General features: G+C 31.0%; 23 protein-coding genes. 3 read left to right on the plus strand and 20 right to left on the minus strand.

Annotation, left to right across the window (positions count from 1 at the left end; all coding sequences use genetic code 11):
* Positions 1 to 29: 29 nt before the first annotated feature.
* Positions 30 to 416, minus strand: a complete 387-nt coding sequence (locus C661_RS0115180; protein WP_017416196.1) for a hypothetical protein — start codon at positions 414 to 416, stop codon at positions 30 to 32.
* 195 nt (positions 417 to 611) lie between these two features.
* On the opposite strand from C661_RS0115180, the gene rocF reads away from it, so the two are divergent.
* Complete coding sequence (gene rocF, locus C661_RS0115185) at positions 612 to 1,508, plus strand: arginase (protein ID WP_017416197.1); 897 nt, start codon at positions 612 to 614, stop codon at positions 1,506 to 1,508.
* 57 nt (positions 1,509 to 1,565) lie between these two features.
* Here rocF and C661_RS0115190 read toward each other — a convergent pair whose 3' ends face one another.
* The 16 genes from C661_RS0115190 to C661_RS0115265 form a co-directional block, all read right to left on the minus strand.
* Positions 1,566 to 2,741 carry an FprA family A-type flavoprotein gene (locus C661_RS0115190; RefSeq protein ID WP_017416198.1) on the minus strand — a complete coding sequence of 392 codons (1,176 nt, stop codon included), beginning with the start codon at positions 2,739 to 2,741 and terminating at the stop codon, positions 1,566 to 1,568.
* A 99-nt stretch (positions 2,742 to 2,840) separates the two neighbouring features.
* Complete coding sequence (helD, locus tag C661_RS0115195) at positions 2,841 to 5,129, minus strand: RNA polymerase recycling motor HelD (RefSeq protein WP_017416199.1); 2,289 nt, start codon at positions 5,127 to 5,129, stop codon at positions 2,841 to 2,843.
* A gap of 432 nt (positions 5,130 to 5,561) precedes the next feature.
* Positions 5,562 to 6,038: a peptide deformylase gene (gene def / locus C661_RS0115200; RefSeq protein WP_017416200.1), complete on the minus strand. Its 477-nt coding sequence runs from the start codon at positions 6,036 to 6,038 to the stop codon at positions 5,562 to 5,564.
* 287 nt (positions 6,039 to 6,325) lie between these two features.
* Positions 6,326 to 6,979 (minus strand): V-type ATP synthase subunit D, encoded by a 654-nt coding sequence (locus C661_RS0115205; RefSeq protein WP_017416201.1) that lies wholly within the window; start codon positions 6,977 to 6,979, stop codon positions 6,326 to 6,328.
* 2 nt (positions 6,980 to 6,981) lie between these two features.
* Positions 6,982 to 8,364 (minus strand): V-type ATP synthase subunit B, encoded by a 1,383-nt coding sequence (locus tag C661_RS0115210; RefSeq protein WP_017416202.1) that lies wholly within the window; start codon positions 8,362 to 8,364, stop codon positions 6,982 to 6,984.
* Complete coding sequence (locus tag C661_RS0115215) at positions 8,357 to 10,129, minus strand: V-type ATP synthase subunit A (RefSeq protein ID WP_017416203.1); 1,773 nt, start codon at positions 10,127 to 10,129, stop codon at positions 8,357 to 8,359. The genes C661_RS0115210 and C661_RS0115215 overlap by 8 nt, the downstream gene beginning before the upstream one ends.
* Before the next feature lie 17 nt (positions 10,130 to 10,146).
* Positions 10,147 to 10,455 (minus strand): V-type ATP synthase subunit F, encoded by a 309-nt coding sequence (locus C661_RS0115220; RefSeq protein WP_017416204.1) that lies wholly within the window; start codon positions 10,453 to 10,455, stop codon positions 10,147 to 10,149.
* Positions 10,448 to 11,449, minus strand: coding sequence for a V-type ATP synthase subunit C (locus tag C661_RS0115225; RefSeq protein ID WP_017416205.1), 1,002 nt, complete (start codon positions 11,447 to 11,449; stop codon positions 10,448 to 10,450). Before C661_RS0115225 ends, C661_RS0115220 begins: the two co-directional genes overlap by 8 nt.
* Positions 11,450 to 11,463: 14 nt before the next feature.
* Positions 11,464 to 12,069: a V-type ATP synthase subunit E gene (locus tag C661_RS0115230; protein ID WP_017416206.1), complete on the minus strand. Its 606-nt coding sequence runs from the start codon at positions 12,067 to 12,069 to the stop codon at positions 11,464 to 11,466.
* Positions 12,070 to 12,086: 17 nt separating this feature from the next.
* Complete coding sequence (locus tag C661_RS0115235; RefSeq protein ID WP_017416207.1) at positions 12,087 to 12,560, minus strand: V-type ATP synthase subunit K; 474 nt, start codon at positions 12,558 to 12,560, stop codon at positions 12,087 to 12,089.
* 4 nt (positions 12,561 to 12,564) lie between these two features.
* Positions 12,565 to 14,526: a V-type ATP synthase subunit I gene (locus C661_RS0115240; RefSeq protein WP_242826007.1), complete on the minus strand. Its 1,962-nt coding sequence runs from the start codon at positions 14,524 to 14,526 to the stop codon at positions 12,565 to 12,567.
* A 1-nt stretch (position 14,527) separates the two neighbouring features.
* Positions 14,528 to 14,854, minus strand: coding sequence for a hypothetical protein (locus tag C661_RS0115245; RefSeq protein WP_017416209.1), 327 nt, complete (start codon positions 14,852 to 14,854; stop codon positions 14,528 to 14,530).
* A 468-nt stretch (positions 14,855 to 15,322) separates the two neighbouring features.
* Positions 15,323 to 17,032, minus strand: a complete 1,710-nt coding sequence (locus C661_RS0115250; protein ID WP_026051080.1) for a B12-binding domain-containing radical SAM protein — start codon at positions 17,030 to 17,032, stop codon at positions 15,323 to 15,325.
* Between the two features lie 5 nt (positions 17,033 to 17,037).
* Entirely contained in the window at positions 17,038 to 17,541 is a 504-nt protein-coding gene (locus C661_RS0115255; RefSeq protein ID WP_017416211.1) for a hypothetical protein, read from the minus strand.
* Between the two features lie 59 nt (positions 17,542 to 17,600).
* The gene (locus C661_RS0115260) at positions 17,601 to 18,308 is read right to left on the minus strand and encodes a zinc dependent phospholipase C family protein (protein WP_017416212.1); all 708 of its coding nucleotides are present in this window, start codon (positions 18,306 to 18,308) and stop codon (positions 17,601 to 17,603) included.
* A 158-nt stretch (positions 18,309 to 18,466) separates the two neighbouring features.
* A complete protein-coding gene (locus tag C661_RS0115265) occupies positions 18,467 to 19,774 on the minus strand; it encodes a PQQ-dependent sugar dehydrogenase family protein (protein ID WP_017416213.1) in 1,308 nt (435 codons plus the stop codon).
* A gap of 187 nt (positions 19,775 to 19,961) precedes the next feature.
* Here C661_RS0115265 and C661_RS0115270 point away from each other — a divergent pair, with 187 nt between their 5' ends.
* Both C661_RS0115270 and spoVB read left to right on the plus strand, forming a co-directional pair.
* Positions 19,962 to 21,077: an aminopeptidase gene (locus tag C661_RS0115270; protein ID WP_017416214.1), complete on the plus strand. Its 1,116-nt coding sequence runs from the start codon at positions 19,962 to 19,964 to the stop codon at positions 21,075 to 21,077.
* Between the two features lie 59 nt (positions 21,078 to 21,136).
* Entirely contained in the window at positions 21,137 to 22,636 is a 1,500-nt protein-coding gene (spoVB, locus tag C661_RS0115275) for a stage V sporulation protein B (protein ID WP_017416215.1), read from the plus strand.
* A 66-nt stretch (positions 22,637 to 22,702) separates the two neighbouring features.
* On the opposite strand, the gene C661_RS0115280 is transcribed toward spoVB, so the two are convergent.
* Genes C661_RS0115280 through C661_RS0115290 form a run of 3 tightly spaced genes read right to left on the minus strand, consistent with a single transcriptional unit; the run spans position 22,703 to position 26,507 of the window.
* Positions 22,703 to 24,331: a putative polysaccharide biosynthesis protein gene (locus C661_RS0115280; protein WP_017416216.1), complete on the minus strand. Its 1,629-nt coding sequence runs from the start codon at positions 24,329 to 24,331 to the stop codon at positions 22,703 to 22,705.
* Between the two features lie 12 nt (positions 24,332 to 24,343).
* On the minus strand, positions 24,344 to 25,297 hold the full coding sequence (locus C661_RS0115285) for an RluA family pseudouridine synthase (protein WP_017416217.1): 954 nt from the start codon (positions 25,295 to 25,297) through the stop codon (positions 24,344 to 24,346).
* 28 nt (positions 25,298 to 25,325) lie between these two features.
* The gene (locus C661_RS0115290) at positions 25,326 to 26,507 is read right to left on the minus strand and encodes a M20 metallopeptidase family protein (RefSeq protein WP_017416218.1); all 1,182 of its coding nucleotides are present in this window, start codon (positions 26,505 to 26,507) and stop codon (positions 25,326 to 25,328) included.
* Between the last annotated feature and the right edge of the window lie 323 nt (positions 26,508 to 26,830).

Consider the following 26,830-nt stretch of genomic DNA (forward strand, 5'->3'; position numbering starts at 1 on the left):
TCTTAACCCTGTACGCAAATTTAATTTATCTAAAAATCCAACTCATCCAATTCAAAATTAAGTTCACCTTTATAGAATACGGCAATAAACTCTACGTAGTTTGATTGCTCCTTTGAAACTTCATAGGCTATAAACTCATAATCTAAATCTTCTTCCTCACTAATTTCATCTATTATATCTTCTACATTATCTATTGCTGTATCATTTAAATAAGGAAAGAAATAATCTTCGTACCATGTGTCGTCCTTTTCAGTTCCATCATATTCTTCAGCTGCATAACTTTCTGCTCCTGAAACTTCTAAATCGTCAAAAGCATATTTAAAGCTTACTACTAGCACATCTTCATTTTTCTTAATTTCCTTCATGTCATCGAGCCCATTATCTTCAAGCATGTTAAGAATTTTATGTTTATTCAAGTTTATTCCTCCAATACTAAATTATTATTTTAATTATTCTACATAGAAAGTATTATTTCCTCGTATCCTAATATTAACACATATAGTTGGTTATTTTAATATTTTTAATTTACTGTAAATTTAAAAACTACTTATAAAATTTGTCACTTTGTTATATAATTGCTTGTCACTTGAATTACAAAGGAGGATTGTTAAATGAAAATAAACTTTATAGGAGTACCACTTTTCTATGGTTGTGATAGAGAAGGTGTAAACCTAGGTCCAAATGATCTTAGAGAAAAAGGTGTTATTGAATTGCTAGAGAGAAACAATCATGAGGTATATGATTTAGGAAACTTGCATGTGCCTGAAATTCTTGAGTGCGATAAATATACTCACCACAATAAAATGAAATATTTAAATGCTATATTGAATGTTAATAAAAATTTAGCTCATCAAGTTTATAGCAGCCTAGAGTCTAAATCTTTTCCACTTGTGATAGGTGGAGATCATTCCCTCGGGCTAGGATCTATATCTGGTTGTAGCAAGTATCATGATAATATGGCAGTTATTTGGATAGATGCTCATGGAGATATAAATACTCATGAAACCTCTCCATCAGGAAATGTCCATGGTATGCCACTTGCGGCAGCTATGGGTATTGGTCACGACACACTGACTGACTTGTATTACCAAGGTCAAAAGGTAAAACCAGAAAATGTGTTTATTTTAGGAGCTAGGGATTTAGATGAAGGCGAGTTAAAATTAATTGAAGACTATAATCTGAATGTGTATACAACAGAAGATATAAGAAAATTAGGTTTAGAAGAAGTAATGAGGAGAGTTCAAAATACTTTAATAGAAAAAAAGATTGATGCTATCCATTTAAGCTATGACATAGATTCTCTTGATTCAACCTTAGTTCCAGGCACAGGCACACCAGTGGCTGATGGCCTATCCGTAGATGAATGTAAATACATGCTAAAACACTTAATAGAAACTCGTTTAGTTAAGTCTATGGATTTTGTAGAATTAAATACTAAGTTAGAAGAAGGAGATAGTACTATTTCCATTTGCATGGAGTTAATAGATTATATTTCAAAATACCTATAAAGACTTTATAAACAAAAATCCTGCTGTAACAACTAAGTTACAGCAGGATTTATTTATTTACTTATTTAGTTGCAAGAAATTTTCTACGTAGGATTTTGCTGCTTCGAAATCATTCTGACTTGGAACAAAGTTAAACTTAAACCCTTCCTCTAAAACCTTAAACTTTAGATCCTTTAATCTAGAGTTTATCATAGGAACGCCTTCACCGCTCCATCCATAAGATCCAAAAGCTCCCCCAATTTTTCCTCTGTTAGTGATTGCACTAACATGAGCTAATAGATTCCATGCTGGTTCTACTGCATCTTGGTTTATGGTTGGAGAACCAATTAATATTCCAGAAGATTTCTCAATTAAATTAATCATATCACCCATATTCATAGATGTTATCTCATGAGCTTCAGCTCTAATTCCTTTTTCACTAATTGTGTTGGCTATAAACTTTGCCATTGCTTCTGTATTTCCATAAGCTGATATATAGAATATTTGAATATTCTTGTCCTCAGGGGCATCTTCCTTAGCCCATTGTCTATATAAGTTGAAATAGTGCTCTAAATCACTAATATGCACTGGTCCATGACTTGGAGCAATAATTTCCTTATCTAGATTTTCAATTTTATCCAATCCTGCATTAACAAACTTTTTAAAAGGTCCCATGATTACATCAAAATAATATTTCATTTCTGTTTCATAATCACCTGAACAGGAATCAGTTATGCAATTGTTTGGACAGTAATGACACCCCATTACATCACAAGTAAATAAAACTTTATCTTGTTTAACATAAGTAAATATAGTATCTGGCCAATGTAGATTTGGGGCTGATATAAACTCTAAACTTCTATTTCCTAAATTAATCTCACCATCTGCAACTATATTATGAAAACTTGAGTTTAATATACCACCTAAATATTTAATAGCTGCTCTTGAACCTACAACCTTTGCCTCAGGATATACTTCTAATAATTTAATCAGAGAACCACTATGATCCAACTCTGTATGTTGAACTACTATGTAATCAACTTTTCTATCACCAATAATGCTTTTTATGTTTTCTAAATAAGTTTCAAAATATCCATCTTTTACAGTATCAATAATTGCAACTTTCTCATCATCTATTAAATAGGAATTATATGTAGTTCCTCTTTTTGTTTCCATAATTATATCGAAAACTCTTAACTCTGGGTTTTCAACACCAATCCAATAAATTTTATTCTTTAACTCAACTGACTTCATTAATCAAACCTCCATTTGAGAAATATTTTACCAAATTATATAACAGTACTATTATATAACATATTTCATATTATAGGAATAATTAATATTAATTATTAATTATTCTAACAATTTAGTTAGCGAATTACTATACATAATGTATTCAAGATGCAAAGCTCTTGTCAATGCCACATATAATAACCTTTTATCTAAGTCATTATCATTATAATTTTCTTCTTCACATTCATAAATAATTGTCGCATCAAACTCTAATCCTTTAGTCATATAACTTGGAATTATAAGTCTTTCCATATTAATATTCTTCTCACTATTATTAACTAAAATCCAAGAATAAGAAGATTTCTTGCTCAAAACTTTGTATAATTCCTTACATTGAGAATAGTTTTTGCAAATAACTGCTACAGAGTGTTTTTTCTTCTCATGAACTTCTTGAATAATTGAATCAATTATAGAAACTTCATGATCTTTGCTAGGAACCTTTATAATCTTGGGATTATCTCCATGTCTTAATACAGGTATTGCAGGAGTTAAATGGAGTTTTTGCTTTTCAAGCACCTTATTTGCCAAATTTATTATCTCAACTGTAGAGCGATAACTTTGAGATAAGGATATATATGTCCCATCTTCCCTAAATACACTTTCAATAAGTTTGTTCCATGACCCAATGCCCTTATAATTATAAATTCCCTGTCCTAAATCTCCAACTATTGTCATAGAATTATTTTGTGATATTTCATTTAATAAATACATTTGAAAATAGCTATAGTCTTGAGCCTCGTCCACCACAATATGCATAAATTTATCAACTGTATTCCCTTCAAATTTTAGCTTTAAATAGGTTAATGGAGTAAGATCATCACTATCTATCACTTTCTTCTCATGATTATGATTTAACTCTTCCCTCATATATTGGTATAATTTATCTGGTATAATGTCCTTGGCTATGTCTTTAAAAACATTTTCATCATTAAATAAATCACTATAACTCTTATATAAATCTAAAGACTTCCAATTTGTAAAAAACTCTTTTAAAGCTTTAGTACTATGGCTTTTTAAAGACTTCTTCTTTTCATCTCTTTCGTCATAAATATTAATTATTATTTCCCGTTTTTTCTCTTCTGAAAAACTATTATTGGATTTTATATCTCTAATTTTTAAGCCATAATCCTTATCGATTAATTCTTCTAAATCCGAAATTTTATACTTCATTTTGGATTCAAAATACTTTTTAATTTCATCTTTTCTTTTTTTTGCTGGCAAATGAGCTAAATCCCTTATATAAAGTCTCTTCACTTCCTTGGAAGTAAAAAGTATATACCCTTCAACTTCTATATCCTCTACTTCAGTATCCTTTGCTTCCAAGTATTTAATATATCTATCTAAAATAGATTTGAAAACTAATGAGCCCTTTACTTTACTAGATGAGGTTATATACTTTATTTTGTTGGAATCTTCACATTCTATGATTTGCGATAGTTTTTCATCCTTAGTAATTATTTTCCCCTTGACTTTCATAATTTCTACGCAAAGTTCTTCATAAGTATTTTGTTTCACATTGTATACTCCTAAATTAGGCAGCACATCGGAAATATAATCCAAAAACAATTTATTTGGTGCAACAACTAATATATTACCATTTTTCTCTTCATTGCTATAAGTATAAATTAAATAAGCAAGTCTATGAAGTGCAACAGTAGTTTTTCCAGATCCAGCTGAACCCTGTATTATTATAGGCTTGTTTTTATAAGCTCTAATAATCTCATTTTGCTCCTTTTGAATGGTGGCTACAACATCCTTTAACTTTTTACTCATACTTTGCTCTAAGGTAACTTTTAAAAACTCATCTACAAGTCCATCACCTTCAGCAGAAGTTTTTACAATTAACTCATTAATGCCCTCATCAAACATTTCTGCAATATTTCCATCTTTCACAAGAAATTTCCTTTTAAGTGAAAGTTCTCCCTCGACAATTCCAGCAGGAGAGTTATAGTATGATTGTCCAAAAGTTCCACTATAGTATAAATTTGCAAGAGGCGCTCTCCAATCAATTACTACTTCTTCACTTTGTTCCTCATCATTTAGTCCAAACTTTCCTATATAGAAGCTTTCCGCTTCTCTACGCTTTTCCCTAAAATCTATTCTAGCAAAGTATGGTTGTTCCTTAGCCTCCTTATATTTGTGAAGGTTTTTTGTCACAAACTCAAAAACTTTTTGTGCTAGAAGTAAATCATCACTATAGGTTCCCCCAGATGATTTCTTCAATGAAGATATTTTTTCCTCATAGTGGTTAAACTTATTTTCTAACTTTATAAATTCTTCATCTATCCATTCTTTGGTTTTTGAAAACTTATATCTTTCCTTAATAGTTTCATTTTTTTCAATTGCCATATAACTTCACCTCACTTAAAATTGGGTATTGTATTTCATTGCAAGAATATTATAATAATATATTATAATGATTTAGTCTACATAAAAATAATTTTTAGGAGTAATTTATGATAAAAATTTGCGGTAGTGCTTTGAATTATTTAAGAAAAAACAACTATATAGTAATATTAAAAATAATAAATACCAATTTATGTTGAGGTACAACTCCTACTAAAACCCCATGGATTGAGGTTAGGAAATCATTTACTCCCACCGATGATATAGATTTGTATGAATATGAAGGTATAAAAATTTACGTAGACACTAAACTTATTGTTTCGGATAATGCAGTAATAAAATTAAAGAAAACCCCTTCCATATTAGGCAACAAACTATGCTTTGAAGGAATTAGCATAATTTAAGCCCATAAATAAAGAGAGCTTTTAGCTCTCTTTATTCTTCTTCTTCTTCTACAAGTTCATACATTGAATCTGCTTTAGACATGTAGAGTATTCCATCTAAATGATCAATTTCATGGCAAAAAGCTCTTGCCAATAATCCTTTAGCACTATATCTAATTCCTTCACCATTCTCATTTAAACCTTCGACTACAACCCTAGTTGGCCTTACAACTTCACCTTCATATCCTACATAGCTTAAGCAACCCTCATAATCACATTCACTTCCGCTACTTTCTACTATTTCAGGATTTATTAATATAATTGGTTCACCACCCATTCTTAAGTCGATAAGAATTGCTCTTTTTAATATTCCAATTTGTGGTGCTGCTAAACCGATTCCGGTACCATCATATAAGGTGTCCTTTAAGTCTTGTATTATATCCAAAACTTCTTCATTAAATTCCTTTATTGGTTCACAAATAGTATTCAGTCTATTGTCACCATATTGTAAAATTTCTCTTACTGCCATTGTTAGTCCCCCTATTCTATCTGAAATTTCTCCATAAATTATAACCAAAAATATTATATATTTATTCTTAAACATTATATTGGGATTTCATAAAAAAAGCTACAAAAAATTACTTGTTTTAAAGTTTCATAGCTTGGGATTTCTATTAGTTGAGTTTCTTTATTGAAATTGTTCCCTCACTTTGTTAACTCCATTATATAATATTTTTTTATTAAAGAGAACTGGTTTATTTATACTTATTTATATATCCTTAAAATACTATTTCCAAAATAGGAGAGCGAAGTAAATTACTCCGCTCTCCTATTTTGCTTTTCCATCATATCTTTAACTTTCATAAGCCTTGTCAATGCACTTCTTTCATTTTCATCCAGCTTCATTTTTATATATTTAATAGTTTCATTTAGCTGAGGAATGGTCATGTATTCAAGAGCATTAACTCTTCTTCTTGTTTTTTCTATTTCATCAGCCATTAGCTGACAAGACTTTTCAACCTCTGCTAATTCTAGAAGCTTTGGTAAAATTGAATATAGATGCTCAATAGAATCATCTAGCTCAGAAGATGTTGTAGCAAATCCATAGGGATAGATACTACCAGGATCATTTTCTAGCTTTCTAATAAACTTCATAACTGGTACATTAACACTCATAACATTTTTTTGTTCTACCTGCACAGAAATACTCTCTTTTGGATAAGCTATTGCTTCTTCAAGAAACTCTGGAGATATAGCAGCCGATGCCATGACAAATTCCTTAAAAGATAATTGAAGCTTGTCTTCAACCTCATTTCTAAGCTTATTATTGTATTTTATGAGTTCTATAAATCTTCTCATAAGCTCATCTTGTTTATCCTTTAATAGCTTATGGCCTCTTGTTGCAGTTACTAATCTCTTTTTAAGCTTGGTGAGCTCCATTCTAGTAGGATTAACATTAAGCCTAGCCATTACTACTCATCCCCTCTTTGAGGTAAATACTTCTCCAAATACTCATCTCTAATTCTCTTTAGCTCTGTTCTAGGTAGTATGGTTAATAGTTCCCAACCTAAATTTATTGTTTCTTCAATAGTTCTATTAGACGTGAATCCTTGAGATACATATTTCCTTTCAAAGGCTTCTGCAAATTTTGCATATTGTTTATCTGTATCAGAAAGTGCAGATTCTCCTAGAATTACTGCAAGTTCTTTCGCTTGTTTACCTTGAGCGTATGCAGCAAATAACTGATTCATTGTATCTGCATGATCTTCTCTTGTTTTATTTTTTCCAATTCCCTTATCTTTTAATCTTGATAGAGAAGGCAATACATCTATAGGTGGCATAATACCTTTTTTGTATAATTCTCTGCTTAGAATTATTTGGCCTTCTGTGATATAACCTGTAAGGTCTGGGATTGGATGAGTTTTATCATCCTCTGGCATAGTAAGTATTGGAATTTGTGTAATGGAACCTGGTTTATCTTTTATTCTTCCAGCTCTTTCATATAACATTGCAAGGTCTGTATACAAGTATCCCGGATAACCTCTTCTGCCTGGAACCTCTTTTCTTGCAGCCGAAACTTCACGTAGAGCCTCACAATAATTTGTTATGTCTGTCATAATAACAAGCACATGCATACCTTTTTCATATGCTAAGTATTCAGCGGTTGTTAGTGCCATTCTAGGGGTAGCTATTCTCTCTACAGCAGGGTCATTTGCTAAGTTCATAAACAAAACTGTTCTATCAATAGCTCCTGTTTTAGTAAAATCATCTACGAAGAACTGAGCTTCTTCAAAGGTAATACCTATTGCAGCAAAAACAACAGCAAATTTTGAATCTGAGCTTAGAACTCTTGATTGCCTTGCAATTTGAGCTGCTAGTTCAGCATGTGGAAGTCCTGATCCTGAGAATACTGGAAGTTTTTGACCTCTAACTAGGGTGTTAAGTCCATCTATTGCTGAAATCCCCGTCTGAATAAACTCAGATGGATAGTTTCTAGCAACAGGATTTATTGGTTCACCACTAATATCCATTCTTTTTTCAGGTATAATTTTAGGTCCACCATCTTTTGGTCTGCCTAGCCCATCAAATACTCTTCCTAACATATCTTCAGAAACTCCTAATTCAAGAGGTCTTCCTAGAAATGTAGCTTTGCTACCTTTTAAGTTTATACCAGCGGATCCTTCGAAGAGCTGAACCATTGCTTTATCTTCACTAATTTCTAAAACTCTTCCTCTTCTTTTCTCTCCAGTTTGAAGTTCAATCTCTACCAGTTCATCGTAAGTTACATCTTTTACCTTTTCAACAACCATCAATGGTCCTACTACTTCTGATACCGTCCTGTACTCTTTAAACATCAACTACACCTCCCTCTACAATTAATCTTTGGATTTCTTTATTCAATTCTTCTTCAATTTCATCAATTGTGTCTATTTTACTCTCATCTATATATTTTGACCTTGCTATCTTATCTCTTAAAGGAAGGTCTAATATTCTCTCTAGATAAACACCGTTATTTAATGCATTAACTCCTAACTTATAGAAATTAAGAACTAATTTCAGCATTTTATATTGCTTACTTAAAGAAGCATAAGTATCTACTTCGTGGAAGGCATTTTGCTGAAGGTAATCTTCTCTAATAGACTTTGCAGCCTCAAGTTTCAATCTATCTCCCTCTGAAAGAGCATCAATACCAACTAGACGAACTATTTCTTCAAGATTCGCTTCTTCTTGTAACAATGCCATAGCTTCAATTCTCAAATCAGTCCAGTCCTTAGCTACATTTTCATTCATCCATGTACCTATTTTTTCTAAATAAAGAGAATAAGAATTAAGCCAGTTTATTGCTGGGAAGTGTCTTCTATAAGCTAAATTTGCATCTAGCCCCCAGAATACCTTAACAATTCTAAGGGTTGCTTGAGTAACCGGTTCCGAAAGGTCTCCTCCTGGTGGGGAAACTGCACCAATAACAGTCAGTGCTCCTTCTCTTTCATCTTCTCCTAAGCACACCACTTTTCCAGCTCTTTCATAAAAGTCAGCTGCTCTTGACCCCAGATAAGCAGGATATCCCTCATCACCAGGCATTTCTTCAAGTCTCCCTGACATTTCTCTCAATGCTTCAGCCCATCTTGAAGTAGAGTCTGCCATTATGGCTACAGAGTATCCCATATCTCTAAAATATTCAGCAATAGTTATTCCTGTATAAATAGATGCTTCCCTTGCTGCCACGGGCATGTTAGAGGTATTAGCAATAAGTACTGTTCTCTTCATTAAAGACTCTCCAGTTTTAGGATCTTTTAATTCTGGAAACTCATTAAGTACGTCTGTCATTTCATTACCACGTTCTCCACAACCAACGTATACCACTATTTCTGCATCTCCCCATTTAGCTAATTGATGCTGAACTACAGTTTTCCCACTTCCGAAAGGCCCAGGAACACAAGCTGTTCCGCCCTTTGTTACTGGAAAAAAGGTATCTATTACTCTTTGTCCTGTAGTAAGAGGTTCTGCCGGGTTTAACTTTTGCTTATAAGGTCTTCCTTTTCTAACAGGCCATTTTTGCATTAAAGTCAATTCTTTAATTCCACTTGCAGTTTCAATTTCACATACTACAGTATCAACAGTAAAATCTCCAGATTTTATAGACTTTACTTTTCCCTCAACACCATAAGGAACCATTATTTTTTGAGTAATAATTGAAGTTTCTTTTACTGTTCCTATAGTGTGACCACTGTATACCAATTGACCCTCAGTTACTGAAGGCACAAAACTCCATATTCTTTCTCTATCTAATGGAAATACGCTCACTCCTTTTGTTAGGAAGTTTCCAGCTTTAGCTCTTATTGCATCTAGTGGTCTTTGTATTCCATCAAACATAGCTTCCATTAATCCAGGTCCAAGCTCTACACTTAAAGGTTCTCCGGTTGTTATTACTGGTGCTCCCGGTCCTAATCCAGTAGTTTCTTCATAAACTTGAATAGAAGCCCTATCTCCCCTCATTTCAATTATTTCACCAATAAGACCTTTATCTCCAACTTTAACAACGTCATATATATTAGCTTCATCCATGTCTTTAGCTACAACTAAAGGACCTGAAACTTTTACTATTTTACCAATCTTCAAGTTTCTTACCTGCCTTTCTATAAGATATTCACACCTACAGCTTTCTCAACATTATCACTAATTCGTTTCTTTCCAATATTTAAAGTTCCTTGATTACTCGGTATTAAAATAATTGCAGGAATCATCTTATTGTTATATCTTTGAATTGTTTCTTCTAAATGCTGAGCTAGTTGTTCAGTGACAAAAATTACTGCATAATTTTCGAAGGCCATTCTATCTATTCTTTTTCTTGCTTCTTCAACATCAATCACAGGATAAACATCTATACCAATTGCTTTAAAGGCCAAAATAGAGTCCTTGTCACCAACTACACCTATTTTATGCATATATGTCACGCAACCTTTCTCTAATTATTTCAGTTGGCACTTTATTTATTTTTCCAACCATAATAATTCTTACTATTTTAATTTCATTTTCCTTTGCTAAGATAAATGAAATTAATGGTTCAGGTCCAAAGTTAACTCTCTTTGCATATTTAGCTCTATCAATAATGTTATTATCGAAAAGAACCTCTATAGAGGAAAAGTTTCCTGTGTTATTGTACTCTTCTAAAATTGATGTCAATATCTTTGCATAAGAAGATTTCGAAATATTATTAATAAAGTTTTCTAAAGTATCATTAAGACCATAAATAAATATATTTTTTTCTATTTCCCCACCAGGTATTAATATACTCTCAAGGAATTTACCATCTTTATTTTGTTTTTTAACTCTTAACATGGCTTTAATATTTGCAATATCAATAGTTGCTTTAACAAACTCTATAATAAACTCTATTTCTGTAGCTAAAGCTCTTTGAAGAATATCACTATACATAAACTTATCTAGTATTATATCTATATTCTGAGGATCTTTGCTTTTGGAAAAGTCTTCTTCAACCTTATTAATCCCCTCCCTCATCAGGGGACTCAAATCTTTAATTTCACCTGAAAAAATCATATTTTTTAATGTATCAATTGGAATTGTACCAATTGGAATTAAAAGATTGGTGAAATCTTTATCACCTAACTTGCTTTTCTCTAGAACCTTTATATTATGATAATCATACTTTATACTCATGATATCTACTATTGATTTGTCAGGAGTTAATTTATACATATTCAGGTATAAATCCTTTAACTCCTGTCTTAACATATCTTCGTAGTTATGAACATCATTAATATCAGCAATGCTTTCCCCATACTGTGTTTCTTGAAGGATTTTAAGAACATCTTCTGGGGTTTCAGCCTCTAGCAATCTTTCAACTTTTACTTTATCAAGGAGTCTCTTTTCAATAACTCTTAAGCGAGCTACAGCATGGGTAAAATCCATTCTGTCCATTTTACGTAACCTCCTTAGTTTTCATCAAATAATATTTTATTAACCCCATATTCAAGTTCATCTCGTAAGGAGGAAATCATCGATTTAAAAGAGTTGTTTATTTCAATTCCACCTTTAGCTAAAATGTATCCACCATTTAAATTTCTTGTTTCATCGCTAAACTCCATATTTCCTTTTTTGCCAGCACTAACAAGTGCTTTATTTAGCTTTTCTAAAAAATCCTGTGGTAGCTTTGCTTTGTCATCAAGAGACATTATTATTTTTTCATCTCCATCAATATCTAAAGCTAAAATTGAGGTTTTTACAAATTCTTGAAATGTTTCCAAATTAACTTTACTAAGTCTCTTTTCAGCTTCCTCAAAAACTTTATCCATAACTTGTTGCTTAGCAAATAGCTTTCTATTTCTAACTTCAAGCTCAGCTTTTGATAACGCTCTATCTATCATAGACTTAGCTTCCATATTAGCATTTTCAGTCATTGTAGCTGCCGCTTTTTTTGCAGCTTCAACCCTTTTACTTATTATTTCTACTTCTTTACTTTTAGCTTCTTTAATTATATTTTCTGCTTTTAATTCCGCATCCTCTATTATTTTAGAAGTTAAGTTCTCTAAATTAGACATGTACTTCACACCCTTAATTAAAAGTTAGCACTAGTTACTAGTAGTAATGACATAACGAAACCTAATAAAGCATATGTCTCAACCATTACTGTTAATATAATACCCTTAGTATTGTGTTCTGGTCTCTTTGCAAGAATTTGCACCGCTGAAGCTGCTGTTCTTGCCTGTGCAATAGCTGATTTCCAACCTGCGAAAGCTATAGGTAAACAAGCTATCATTAAATAAGCACCATTTGCAAGGCTCATATCTGGTGATAATTGAAGTGATACTAACAAGGCAATAACGAACCCATATAGACCTTGTGTACCTGGCAATAATTGAAGAATTAGAGCTTTACCAAACTTTTCTGGCTCTTCTGTTAATAACCCTGAGGCAGCTTCACCCACCATACCAACACCTCTTGCCGAACCAATCCCTGGCATTGCAGCTGCTAATGCAACTCCCACAGCTCCAAAGAAAATACCTCCAAGACCATTAAATAATTCCATCATAATTTTATTCCTCCTCATTTCCTGTTTTTAATATATTATAGTATTGTGAAGTAAACTTAAGTGGGTTAAAGGCTTTGCCTCCGCCCTCATAGAATTTACCAAAGAATTCAAGATACTGTAATCTACTTGTATGAACATATGACCCTAGGGCATTTATTAGTAAATTAAATATATGTCCAAAGGTAAAGATTATGGTTGCAAATATAATAGCGAAAAATGATTTTCCTAGCATATCAACCATAATATTAAATGCTGAACCTATAAAGCCAGTAGCTAGTCCAAGGGCAGCAAGTCTTGTATAAGATACTAAATCTCCTACATATCCTGTGATTCCATATAATGAGTAGAAGCCGGTTCCAAGTTTTCCTCCAATAGATTTTTCCCCTCTTCCGTGAGTAAGTACTATTAAAATCATAGAAATTACAGTAATTATTCCTGCAACTTTTACAACTTGAGGACTGAGACCAAGAGTTTCTCCTGCACCTAATGCATTTACTGCCCAAATAATTGCTCCTGTTAGAGTAAAATACCATAATCCTGCATCAAAGAATGCTGCTAGGGGGTTTCCGTCTCTAATAAGTATATAAGCTTTAATTCCTAATCCAACAAATATTTGAATTAGTCCCATAGCTATAGAGACAATCATTAATAACCCTACATCACTATCAGGAGTCATCCATACCGGAGGTATTTTAATTGCACCTCCAAAATAACTTCCATAGAGAACTCCCCATACAATTGTTGATATACTTAAATAAAAGAACATTCTAACAGTCTTTCTCATATCACTATCTAAATTGAACCTTGCTAGGGCAATACCAGTTGCTAATAGCATTAGGACTCCATATCCAGCATCAGATAGCATCATTCCAAAAAACAGTATATAAAAGGGTGCGAACAAGGGTGTAGGATCTATTTCCTTGTATCTTGGCATACTATACATTGCTGTAATAGGCTCGAAAGCTGAAAACACACTATTATTCTTTAACAGTATTGGTACATCTTCCCCCTGGGCCTCTGAGAATTCAATGTAATATTCCTCACCTAAAGCACTATTTAAAACCTTTAAAAACCTATCATGGTTCTCCGTTGGGTAATGACCTTCTACGGCAATAATATTTTCGCTCTTTAAAAACAAACCCGCAGACTTAAGTCTTATTGCTTTATTTTCATAGTACTCATATACCATTTTGAATTCCTCTAGGTGTATTACATAGTTTTTAATTTCTTCAATAATATTGTTAATAGAGTGATTTAATTCAGCTATCTTTCGTCTGTAATCTTCTATAATCTTTTTAGGAATTCCATCATAATTTAAAATTATTTTGCTAAAGGAATATTTTTTTAGTAGCCCGCTAGCTAACTCTTCTTCATCCTTATGGAAAATCATAAGAACATTAGCTTCACGTGTATCTTCACCAATAACCTCTAAGTAGTGTCCAGCAAATCCATCTTGTAAATCTTTTCTAAGAGTTTCCATGAAAACTTGTGGAATAACTCCTAAAAAGCTGACTGTAGATTTACTACTAAGTTGTGAAAAAGATGCATCTAAGTTCTCCCAAGCTCTAAGTTCTTCAATACTATTTGAAAGCTTAGATATCTCACTTTTACTTTTATTAATTAGATTTTCTTTTTCTTTTAACTCATTATAAATGATGCTCCAATTAGATTTAGATGCCATTTCTGATAAACTATTATAGCCTATCTCTTTTTTACCTTCTTTTAAACCCTTTAACATACCTATCTTTTTACTATGACTACTTAAAAGCTCAATTACAAAATTAATTTTTGATAATTCACCTTCGATTTCAGATATTTCAATGCTCTCATTATCTCTTTTAAGTTCACTAAACCCACTTTCTTCTAGGTCTTCAAGATATGCAAACTCAACATTTTCAAATGTTTGTAGTTTTTCAAGCAAAGAATATTTTTGTGATTCAAAGGCTAAGAGTGTAAATTTATTCATCTTAACTATTGCCATTGAAATTCACTATCCTCTCAATTACTAAATTTACAGCTAAATTGAATTTGTCTTCTTGAATATTAATTATTTTGTTAATTTGTTCTTCTCCTATTTTTAAGATAGGTTCTGCTTTAATATTACCTTCTAATAAAGCTCTTTCCTTTATAAGTTTTGTGTCTTCCTCCGCCTTGCTGATAAGTGTACCGTATTGATTTTCCCCTTTAAGCTCAGCGTTCTTAATAATGTTCTTACTATCTTCTATTGCCTTTTCCAAAATAGCTGAAGCATTACATTCTGCCTCTTTAATTTTATTAATTGCATCCATTGCCAAAATATCACCACCTTCGACATAACTTTGTGTTATTAATAAAATATAGTATATGATACTATATTACATCAAATTGCCAACTTTTAAAAGTGTTAATTGGTATTTTTTCATTAAAATTTATTTTCTAATCCAAATATTTCAAGTATTCTGAAATATATATTTAATATTTAGTACATATTTTGTTAATAATATATTAATGTTATATTAATATTTATATTATTTATTAATAGTTTATTATTTATTTATCTATGATAATTCATTATGCTATTAACATATAGTTTTTTATTTCAAAATATCATAAACGCATTTATTAAATGTATATGTTAATAATATCGATAATAATTCTTAATACTTTAACGCTTTTCCAATTATAATTGATATTTTTTCCTTAAATAGGGAACCAATTAGATATTCTCTAACTTTGGCTCCCTAACATTTTTGATTTATATTTAATTAAATTTAATCTAATAGCTATTTTTTCTTATTTTTACTAGTGAAAATATAATCATCATCAGTGTTTGAAAAGGCAATATAGGTTTCTTCGAAAATCTCTAATTTTTCAACTATAAAAGTTTCTATATTAAAGTTAAATTTATGTATTGTAACATCATTAGGGTTATCTATTTTCCTCTCCCCAATTAACTCATCTTTAATAGCTCTTTCCACAGTTTTATCTATCTTATTTTCCAAGAAAGTAGGAAGTCCTTTCTTCTTATTAAATCTTAAATAATCAAATTTAACTATATCCTTAACTAGTTCAGTATTTTTTATACTCATGTTTTCATTGAATTCAATGAAAACCTTATAGTAATCTGATGAAGAAATGTTTCTTTTGAAATACCCCATATTCTCAAAAAATTGAGCAAGTTCATAATAGAAATCAAAAGGTGTTCCAAAACAAGTACTATTAATAAAGCACTTTAGAATATTATTAAATTTACCACTATTTAAATATTTATCTACTACATGCTCTATTTTCTTTAAAACAATTAGTTCTTCGTAAGATATATCCTTTGTCTTTAAAATTTCATAAGGTGGATAAGGCGAATAAACCATTCCCCACTTTTCAGCTTCTTCTCGCATAGAGGATCCTTTTAAAAGTTTTAAAAAACCCAGTTGGAGTTCGTCAGGCTCTATTTCATACACTTCATTAAAAGAGTTTCTGAAAGACTTATAATCTTCTCCTGGAAGCCCTGCGATTAAATCTAAATGCTGCTTAACATTTTTTATTTTCTTTAATTCTTCTACTTCCTCTTTAATGTTTGAAAAGTCAATTTCCCTATTTATATTCTTTAATACCTGCTTATTTGTGCTTTGAACTCCTATTTCAAATTGGATAGTATTTGGTTTTGCACAGGATAAAATTATTAAGGACTCCTTACTTAATAAATCAGCAGAAATCTCAAAATGAAAACTGCAATCTCTACCTTCTTTCACCAAGAACTCCCATATTTCATTAGCAAATTTTTTATTACAGTTAAAGGTTCTATCTACAAATTTAACTAACCTTACCCCTTTTTCAATAAAAAACTTTAAATCTCTTTTTACCCTCTCGATATCTAAAAATCTAACTCCATGAGTAGTGGATGATAAACAATACTTACAGTTAAAGGGACAGCCTCTTGAACCTTCATAATATACAATCTTATTATTTAAGTCTTCATGTTCTGTATATGGAAAAACTATTTTATTCATATCCATTAGTTGTCTTTTTCCACCGTAAGTTATCTTATTATCTTTTCTTATATATAGTCCCTTTACTTGCTGAAAGTTAATCGACTCTTTGTGTTCATATTCATATATTTTTCCCTGAATAAATTCTCTAAAAGTTTCTTCACCTTCTCCTTCAATAACGTACTCCCCCACATTTCTGCTTAAAAAGTCCTCAGCATCAAAACTTGATTCAGGTCCTCCATAAAATATTTCTATCTCTGGTTTAATTAATCGAATTAAAGTGGTTAATCTATTAATAAATTCAACATTCCATATATAACAGGAAAAACCTAGTATGCTAGGTTTTTCAGCTAAAATATCCTCTACAACTCTTTCGGGCCTATCATTAATGGAAAACTCCATTAGTTCACAGCTATATCTTAAGTCTCTAGTGTATGCCTCTAAATACCTAATTGCTAAGTTACTGTGAACAAACTTGGAATTAACACCAACTAAAACTACTTTCATACTCTTCAAATTCCTCTCTTTTTGCAAACAATACTAAATATATTATCAGAGTGCTTTATATCTAACACTTCAAAAAACTCCTTTAATACATTTATTATCTTTTCTTTTGAATTATTTGTAAATGGGTTATAACAATTTATTTTGAAATCTTTTAAGGATTTATCAGGCAAAGAAACCTTAATATTTCCCTTAAACAGTTTTAATGGCCTTTTGTCTACATCCCAAATATAAACATATCCATTACTCTTTAGAGAACCATTTATACTTTCAAATAACCTTTTCTTTTCTTTACTATTGACTATATTGTGCAAAGAAAAAAATAATATGCAAGAATCATAATAATTATTCTTCAGAGTTTCATTACTTTGTTGTCCTTCTAAATAATCTACATCTAAATCCTCATCATAGTATTTATAAACATTATAAATGACTCCACTATTATCTAATCCAACATCTAAAATGTTACCTCTAAATATTTCCTTTTCTAAGCTTATAAAAATATTATTCATAATTTCACCTCTTTGGAATATTTTACCATATATTTCTCCAAAGAGGTGAAAATTCCTTCTTAGCTATATAAATTTTTAAAATTATCATAGAATATCAATAGGAATCCAGCAGTGGTTTGATTTGCTCTTAATAAAACTTTTTCAGCAATCTTACTAAATCTTTCATCCTTATTTCTTAAATTTTGAAATCTTTTCTCTACAGCAACAGCATACTTAGTGTTTTCCATTATAAATTCTTCATGGCTTTTGAATCTCAAAACTCCATGCCTTATGTGATGCTTATACCCATTTGCTACTTCACTTATCACATAGGTTTCAAACCCCTTGTGATTTCTTAACTTTCTCTTGGCATGGGCAGGTACCGTGGAATCTTGAATTAAATGACATGCTGCCCCCAGAAAAAACATAGATTTTTCATACTCCTTATTTTTGGCATAACATATTGCTGTATTGTAATACCTAGTACACTCTGTAGATGCATTAGAAAAACCATAAAGACCATTTCCTTCTTCATGATGATAAAAGTGATTAGTACTTTTAAAATCTGAATCTGCCCAAACCACCCCTTTATTTAATGACTCCTCATACTTCTTAAAAAAACTGTATTCTTTATCATAACCTTCACTTTTTAGCATGTCTAAAGCTTCTAAATTAATGAATTTATGAACTACACAATCTGTCCTTTTCACTTTTTTCTTTATGGGATTAACCATATAAAGAAATACTTTCATTGTATTACTGTAAGTGCTTTCTATTCGTTTTTTCATGATTTCACCTTCAGTTTATAATATTTTACAAATATGATAAGAAATTTATTTTTTGAAGACGCCTAATACATTTTATTAGAAATACTTCTAAATATCTAGTACTTTAGTTATTTTATAAAACTTATTTACTATGTTAGTATATAAATTTTATATTAATATTATTTATGTTTTACTCTTAATAGCAATAAAATAATAGATACAATGGAAGTTAAAGTTATAACTAATAAACTTAGATACATATTATTGTTAAAATAAGTTGAATCACTGTCTATTTTAGAACTAACACTATATAGTATACCCTCACTATTTTCTAATAATAATAACTGATCCTCTATAATTTTCATACTTGTTATATTGCTTTTATCTCCTAAACTTATGAAGGTCACTGGTCTTTCTTTTGTATTGTATGATAAAATTTCATTATTTTTTTTATCATAAAAAATCATGTTATCCTTACCTGTCAATATTCCCTTAGTATCTATACAAAGGCTACCAAGAGTTTTCACATCATTATGTTGGTAAACAGGTGCGGGTGGATTATTGCTAGGATGCTTTTCTAATAAAAAAGAATTAGTTACATTATCTTTATTAGAAAATCTTGGTGAGGTAACTGGGTCTCCACCAGAAAAGTCTGGAAAGCCATGCCAAACCCCTTTTTTAATTTCATAAATATAGTCAGAATCATTTACAATAGGTCTTAACCCTCTATCTTCCATTCCACCTATAGTTCCATAGATTTTTCCTTCACTTGAAAAATCTAAGCCAGAAATGTTCCTAACTCCCCATGCAAAGGTTTCGTAGGCCTTCGTGTTAAGATTATATATTAGAACTGTTGATGTTCCAATTTTACTGCCTTCTATAATTTGACCTTTTATATTTTCCGTATTATTTGGGACAAAGGCCCCATTGTTATTTTCACCAAACTTAGTTCCCTTTAGAGTTATTTTTTTAGGAGTATAATCATGATGACTAGGATAACTAGATATCCAATTATTATCAGGTCCAACCACACCAGCATTGGTAGCTGCACCTACTGTTATAAATAGATAATCACCCTTCACTTTCATTAAAATTCTAGGAAAGTCTCCATAGTTTGGGATATTTTCTATGCAGTTTTCCATTTGCCTACTTTCAATGTCATATAACACTAGCTTATCCTTAGTTGCAATATATAACTTATTGTTATAGTATTCCATGCTCCAAATATTAAAATCATTATCTTCCATTAGAACATAACTTTTTCCATTCTTCTCTATAGCTACAACCTTATTTGTGAAAGCTATGAAATAAGTTCCCTTATTATCCTTAGTAAAATCTACTGAGTTTTCTAACCCCTTGTACTTTAATTGTACTTCTATCTTTTTATCGTTGCAACTAATACTATATTGATTGTTATTTTTGCTTACTAAAAACAATATAGATATTGAAAATATAATTATTATTATCCAACCAACTAATTTCTTCATAAAATCCCCCACTATATATTTCTTAGTTTATATATATTTGAAAGAAAGAAAATATAGAATTATTAGTTTAATTAAAATCCACTGAAAAGTTTTACTAATAATATTTACCAATTGAATATAAACTGTTATTATATTTTTTAGGATACATATAATATGTATTGCAACTTAAAACGAAGGAGGAATTATTTTGAAGGATCCTAGAATTGAAACTTTGGCGAAAAACTTAATTAATTACTCATGCAAATTAAAAGCAGGAGAAAAGGTGCTTATTGAGGCTGTAGGTCTTGAAACACCACTAGTAACAGAATTAGTTAAACAAACTTACGCTGTAGGTGCTCTACCTTTTGTTACTATTAAAGATAAAGAGGTAGACAGAGCTTTACTTATGGGTTGCTCTCAAGAGCAAATGGAAATGATGGCAAAGTATGAGGCTGAAAGAATGTCTGATATGGATGCATACATAGGTATAAGAGCTGGCAACAACATTACTGAACAATCTGATGTACCTTCTGAAAAGATGTCCATATACTCTAAGTATTTATGGGCTCCAGTTCATGGTGGAATAAGAGTTCCAAAAACTAGATGGGTTGTTTTAAGATATCCAAACTACTCTATGGCTCAATCAGCTAATATGAGTACTGAAGGATTTGAGGACTTCTATTTTAATGTATGTAATTTAGATTATAGCAAGATGTCAGAAGCTATGGATAACTTAGTCAACCTAATGGAAAGAACTGATAAAGTTCATATTAAGGGTGAAGGTACTGACTTATCTTTCTCTATTAAGGGAATGAATGCTATTAAATGTGCTGGAGAGCTTAATATACCTGATGGAGAAGTTTATACAGCTCCAATTAAAGATTCTGTAAATGGATGTTTAAGCTACAATGCACCAGCTGTTTACCAAGGATATACTTACGAAAACATAAAGTTAGAATTTAAAGATGGTAAAATAGTTAATGCCACTGCTAATAACACTGAAAAAATTAATAACATCTTTGATACAGATGAAGGTGCAAGATATGTTGGTGAATTTGCAATAGGCGTAAATCCTTATATCTTAACACCTATGAAAGACACATTATTCGATGAGAAAATAGCAGGTTCAATCCACTTTACTCCTGGAAGTTCTTATGATGATGCATTTAATGGTAACAAATCTGCAATACACTGGGATCTTGTTTATATTCAAAGACCAGAATATGGTGGCGGAGAAATCTATTTTGATGATGTACTAATAAGAAAAGATGGATTATTTGTTATAGACGAGCTAAAATGCTTAAACCCTGAAAACTTAAAATAATAGAATAATAACCAGAACCCCTACATAAGTATTAATATATTATTTATGTGGGGGTTTTTATGGGAAAAGATACTTTTTATAGAGATACATTTGTATTAACTATATCTAATTTAGCCATGGGTATTTTAAGATTCATGTTTTCAATTATTTTATCTAGACAGCTTGGTCCAGAAGGAGTAGGCCTATATGGCTTAATAATGCCTATATATGATTTATTCACTTGCCTTGTTTGTGGTGGTTTAGTTGCTGCTTTATCGAAGGAAGCCTCAGCTTATTATGGGACAAACCACTACGGCAACTTAAATAAAAGTGTTAGTATTACCTTTGCTTTTACTTTGCTTTGGTCTATCACCATAACACTTATTATTTTTTTAATCTCACCTTTACTAAGCACTTATATAATTAGAGATAGTCGTTCACTTTATTCACTTTGGATCATTTGCCCAGCGTTAATCTTTATTGCTCTCTCCTCTGTATATAAAGGGTATTTTTATGGTGTTTCAGAGGTGATTACTCCATCAGTAATTGACATTGTAGAAAAAGCAGTGAGGATGTTTTTAATGGTAGGAGTAATTAATTATTTTGCCCTAAAAGATATTAAATCTACCGTGGCAGCTACTTATTTTTCTTTTACCGTAGGGGAAATAATTAGTTTTGTTTTTCTTTATATGTTTTTTAAAAGAAGCAAACGTAAATTTATTTCTAGTGGTGAAAAAGGTGAGAACCGTGCTCAGTTATTATTTAATGTATTAGTGATGGCATTACCCTTAGCTATCAATGGATTTCTTTCAACAGCCATTCACAGTGTATCTACATTGTTAGTTCCTTTAAGATTAATGGTTGCAGGTTTTGATCATGTAACAGCTTTAGAGCTTATTGGTAAATTTAATGGTATGGCTCTAGCAATAGTGTTCTTCCCTATAGTTATCGTAGCTTCAATGTCTACAGTATTAATTCCAGATATTTCAAGAAGTATAACCCAAAAGGATTATAGTAACTTAGAAGCTAGAGTTAGTGAAGTAATTAAAATGTGCTTTTTGCTAGGAGTTTCAACTCTTTTAATTTGTTATCTCATTCCTGATTCCTTAGGTAAATTATTTTTTAATCGAACTGATTTAGGGTCTTTTATTAAAATTGCTGCAATATGCGCACCTTTTCTTTATGCTTCTGCTTGCTCCTACGGAATTCTCAATGGACTTGGAAAACAAAAGGTTATTCTCATAAACTCTATAATCACATCCCTAATTCAGTTAGTTTTAATATTTATATTAATTGGAATTCCTTCAATTAATATTATGGGATATGGGATTTCCATGGCGGCCTCAGCCCTTATTGGCCTTCTAATGAATTTATATGAAATCTCAAAAGTAGTCACATTAAGATTTTCCTTAGGAGAATTTCTCATAATGAGTCTTCTTACAGTATTGGTAATTATGTTAATATTGATTTTAAACTCTACAATTCCAGATAACATTTTTCTAATAAAGAACATTATTATAATTTTCACCGGTTTTTCATTATTTTTAGTTTCAACATTTTTAGTGAGAAAATCCTCTTAAAAGAAAAAAATAAAATGACTTTAATTAATTAAAAGTCATTTTATTTTTTAATTATATAATTTTATTCTATTTTATTTTATTCAAAAGCTTAGTTGGTATAAATCTTACTATTTTTCTCGGCAAAGAGTCTAAATCTTTTCTTCTTACTCCTCCAATACTAAATAGTACAACAATATAAACAAGCACTGCTATAATTATAGCTATCATTGTACAAAGAGCATTTAAAATGTATCCCGATAGAAATATAGAAAACACTATATTTACCACCTTATAAGCCAATACAGTTGCAATCCACATAGCTAAACTTGCAAATATAGGTTTAATACTAGGCTGAATTAATTTTATTCTTATCTTTAACGAGTTGTTTATTAATCTCTGGCTAAGTGTAACCATAATTAAAAAGCCCACACCATTTCCTATCACTGCTCCTAAAATGTTTATTGAGGGAATAGCAACAAAAATATAGTTTGCAACTATTTTCCCTAAAAGTCCCATTAAGGAGTACACTGTTACCATTTTTACTTTTCCCAAACCTTGTAAAATGGAGGTTTGTACTAGTGATATTCCTGTTAGAATTATAACTAATGGCCCATAAGTAAATAAAGGCGCTGCTTGGATATCATAACCAATAAGTGTTAGAATCTGAGTGCTAAGTGCTGCAAGTCCAAAAGCGCAAGGCGCAGCAATGATATAGGTAACTCTATAAGTGGAACTCACACTAGATTTTAGAGCCTTCTTATCTTTAATAGCATTATGCCTTGATATTATTGTTAATATGGATATTGATAAAGAACCAATAATGGCCATAGGAACTGACACTAAGGTATTATATTGGCTAAGTACTCCCCATAACTCCTCAACAATGTTACTACCAAAACCTGCGATTAACAATCTAGACTTAACTATCTTTAAGTCTACAATCATACCTGAATTCTGAAGAGCTACACCAATTGTTATAGGTACTGCATATGCCAATACTCTTTTTATTATCTCTTCATTTGAAAGCCTTTTAACCTCTGGATTATTTCCCCCCTTAGGGATATTAAATCTCTTGCTTTTATTGTAAGCATAAATTAAATATAGTGCAGCTCCAAGAGCACCTAAGGTAGTACCAACAGTTCCTCCTGCTGCTCCATAACTATCCCCAAAGGATATGAGAATATAAGCAAACAACAAACTAAATACTATGTTAAATATTTGTTCTACCACTTGCGATATTGCCGTGGGAGTCATATTACTTTTCCCTTGAAAATATCCCTTATAAGAGCATAAAATTGCAGTAATAAAGATAGTTGGACATAGTGCTTGAATTGCAAGAGTAGACTCTGAGCTTTCTAAGCTCCTAGATAAAGGTCCTGCAAAAATAAACATAAGTAGGGATATAGTTAATCCGAATCCTACTAACAAAGACCTGGCAATCTTAAAAGTCTTTAAGGCATCCTTATAATTACCTAATGCATCTAACTCAGCTACCATTTTAGATATTGCTACTGGAATTCCTGCATTAGCAAGAACATAGATAAAGGAAAATATAGAATAAGCTGAGTAATATACACCTAATCCTTGTTTTCCTAAAATTCCTCTTAACACTGGTACGTATAAAAGAGATAATACTTTTACAAGCAGCATAGAAGCTGTAAGCACAGCAAAGCCTTTTGCTGCTGATTGCTGTGTTAACTTTGAACCTTCTTCCATACAAAACCTCCACTAAAATTTAAAAACATCATTCTTAATCTTTTTTAATACTGGTGGTAGTGATTCAGCTATAGTTTTATTTTCCATGTAAGCTAACTCTTGTGGAGTATCCTTAAATAATACCTTAAATGCATATAGGTATTGATAATCTAACCCATACCTGTTTACAAAGAAGTTATTGACCTTTTTATCTCCATACTTTGGATCTCCGATTATTGGATTTCCCAGATGTTTTAAATGTGCTCTTAATTGATGGCTTCTGCCAGTTATAAGATCGATTTCAATTAATGAAAAAGTTCCGCAGCTTTGAATATTTGTTACTTCCATAGCTATTTTTTTAGAATCCTTAACTTCATTATCATATATTTTAGATACGTTATTTTCCTCATTTTTCAATATATATGCTTCGTAAATTCCATCTTTTATACGATCTTTTACTAGAGCCATATAATGTTTCTTTATTTTTCTTTCTCTAATCATTTCATTTAAAAGCTTTAAAGAAGAAAAATTTTTCCCAAAAATAACTATTCCAGATGTATTTCTGTCTAGTCGATTACAGGGAGCTGGTGTAAAAGTTATTTCTTTTTCAGGTTCATAGTCACCTTTGTCATAAAGATAAGATAGCACATAATCAGTAAGCGTAGCCTCTCCATTTTTTTTATCACTATGTACTAAAACACCTGGCCATTTCTCAACCATTAATATATTTTCATCTTCATAGGTAATTTTAAGTTTGTTTTCAATTCTTTCAAAATGCTTCTTTTCACTATTACTTTGTATTTCTCTTATTTCCAAAACATCCCCTTCTACTAGAGAATATTTTTCTTTAATTTTCTTTCCATTTACTTTAACATCACCTTTTCTAAAGGCTCTATAAATAGCACTTAATGGTACATCCTTTAATAATTTCCTTACAAATTTATCGCTTCTTTGACCTGCTTCATTTATTCCTATATCTATTTTCATTTCTTCCTCCAAATTACTAAATGTTGCTTTAGTTATTATTTAAAAACTCAAAAGCTGCAGCACAATGTAATGCTACACCAATTGGAATACACTCTTCGTCAATATCAAACAAACTACTGTGTGCAGGATATATAATTCCTTTTTCCTTATTTCCACATCCCAACCAGTAAAACATAGCTGGTCTTTCAAGAGAAAAATATGCAAAGCTTTCAACTCCCATAGTTGGCTCTTTTACTATGTTTACATTTTTATCACTTAAAACATCAGTAGTTACCCTTTGAAAAAATTTATACATTTCATTATTATTATAAAGACAAGGATAACTTTCCTGAATTTCTATTTCACAGGTTCCTCGAAAAGCCTTAACTACTGATTCAACTATTTCTTTCAACCTTGATTTAAAATATTCCCTATCTTCTAGTTTCATAGTTCTAATAATTCCGCTAATGGTTACCTCTTCTGGTATTATATTTTGAGCAGTGCCTCCATTAAATGTACCAACTGTAACCACTGCTGGTGATGTGGGGCTAACTTCTCTGCTTACTAAAGTTTGTATAGCAACTATTACATTGCTTCCTATAATTATTGGGTCTACTGCCTTATGGGGACTAGCACCATGAGCACCTTTTCCATAAATGGTTATTTTAAAAGGATTAGAAGCCGCATATACTACATCATTTTTTATACCAATGGCACCAACTGGCAACCCTTCATCCACGTGACATCCGATTATAGCATCAACATGGGGATTTTCAAGGACACCTTGTTCGATCATTAATCTAGCTCCACCAACAGTTTCTTCTGCTGGCTCAAAAAACAACTTAATATTTCCTTTAAGTTCCTTTTTCATAGCGTTCATTATTTTAGCAGTTCCAAGGAGCATGGTAGTATGGGCATCATGTCCACAAGCATGCATTTTACCCATGTCTTTGGAAGAATATGAAGCGTTCTTTTTGTCTAATAGGGGCAATGCATCCATATCTCCTCTTATAGCAATAGTTTTACCATTACCAGTTTTTCCTCCTCGTATAATAGCTTCAATTCCAGTTTCAGCAACGATTCTATATTCTATTTCTTCTCTTTCCAAAAAATCTCTAACCTTTTGTGAAGTTCTATGTAATTCAAATCCTAGCTCAGGATTTCTGTGAAAATCTCTTCTAATTTGAATTAACTCATCCTTTATTTCATTAGCTTTAACTAAAAAATCCATAGTTAATACCCCCATAAAAAAATAATAGACATCTATATGTCTATTATAGTCTTAATTTGGAATTCTTATTATTAACACTCCAAAAACATTATTTAAATTATATACCATAAATAAACATTATTCAACAATAAAGGTCACTAAAACATTGAATTAACCTAAAAGAAATTAGTTCTTCTAAGCTTATTTTGTAAATAAGCTAATAAATTGCAATATTAAAGTTTAATATTTACAGTTATAAGTCAAACATAAAATTCCATATGAATCTTTAAAATACTTATTAAAGGTATATAATATTAGTATAGAATGCAATAAAGAAACAAAAT

It is taken from the genome of Clostridium tunisiense TJ (assembly GCF_000300195.1).
Lineage (GTDB): Bacteria > Bacillota > Clostridia > Clostridiales > Clostridiaceae > Clostridium_J > Clostridium_J tunisiense.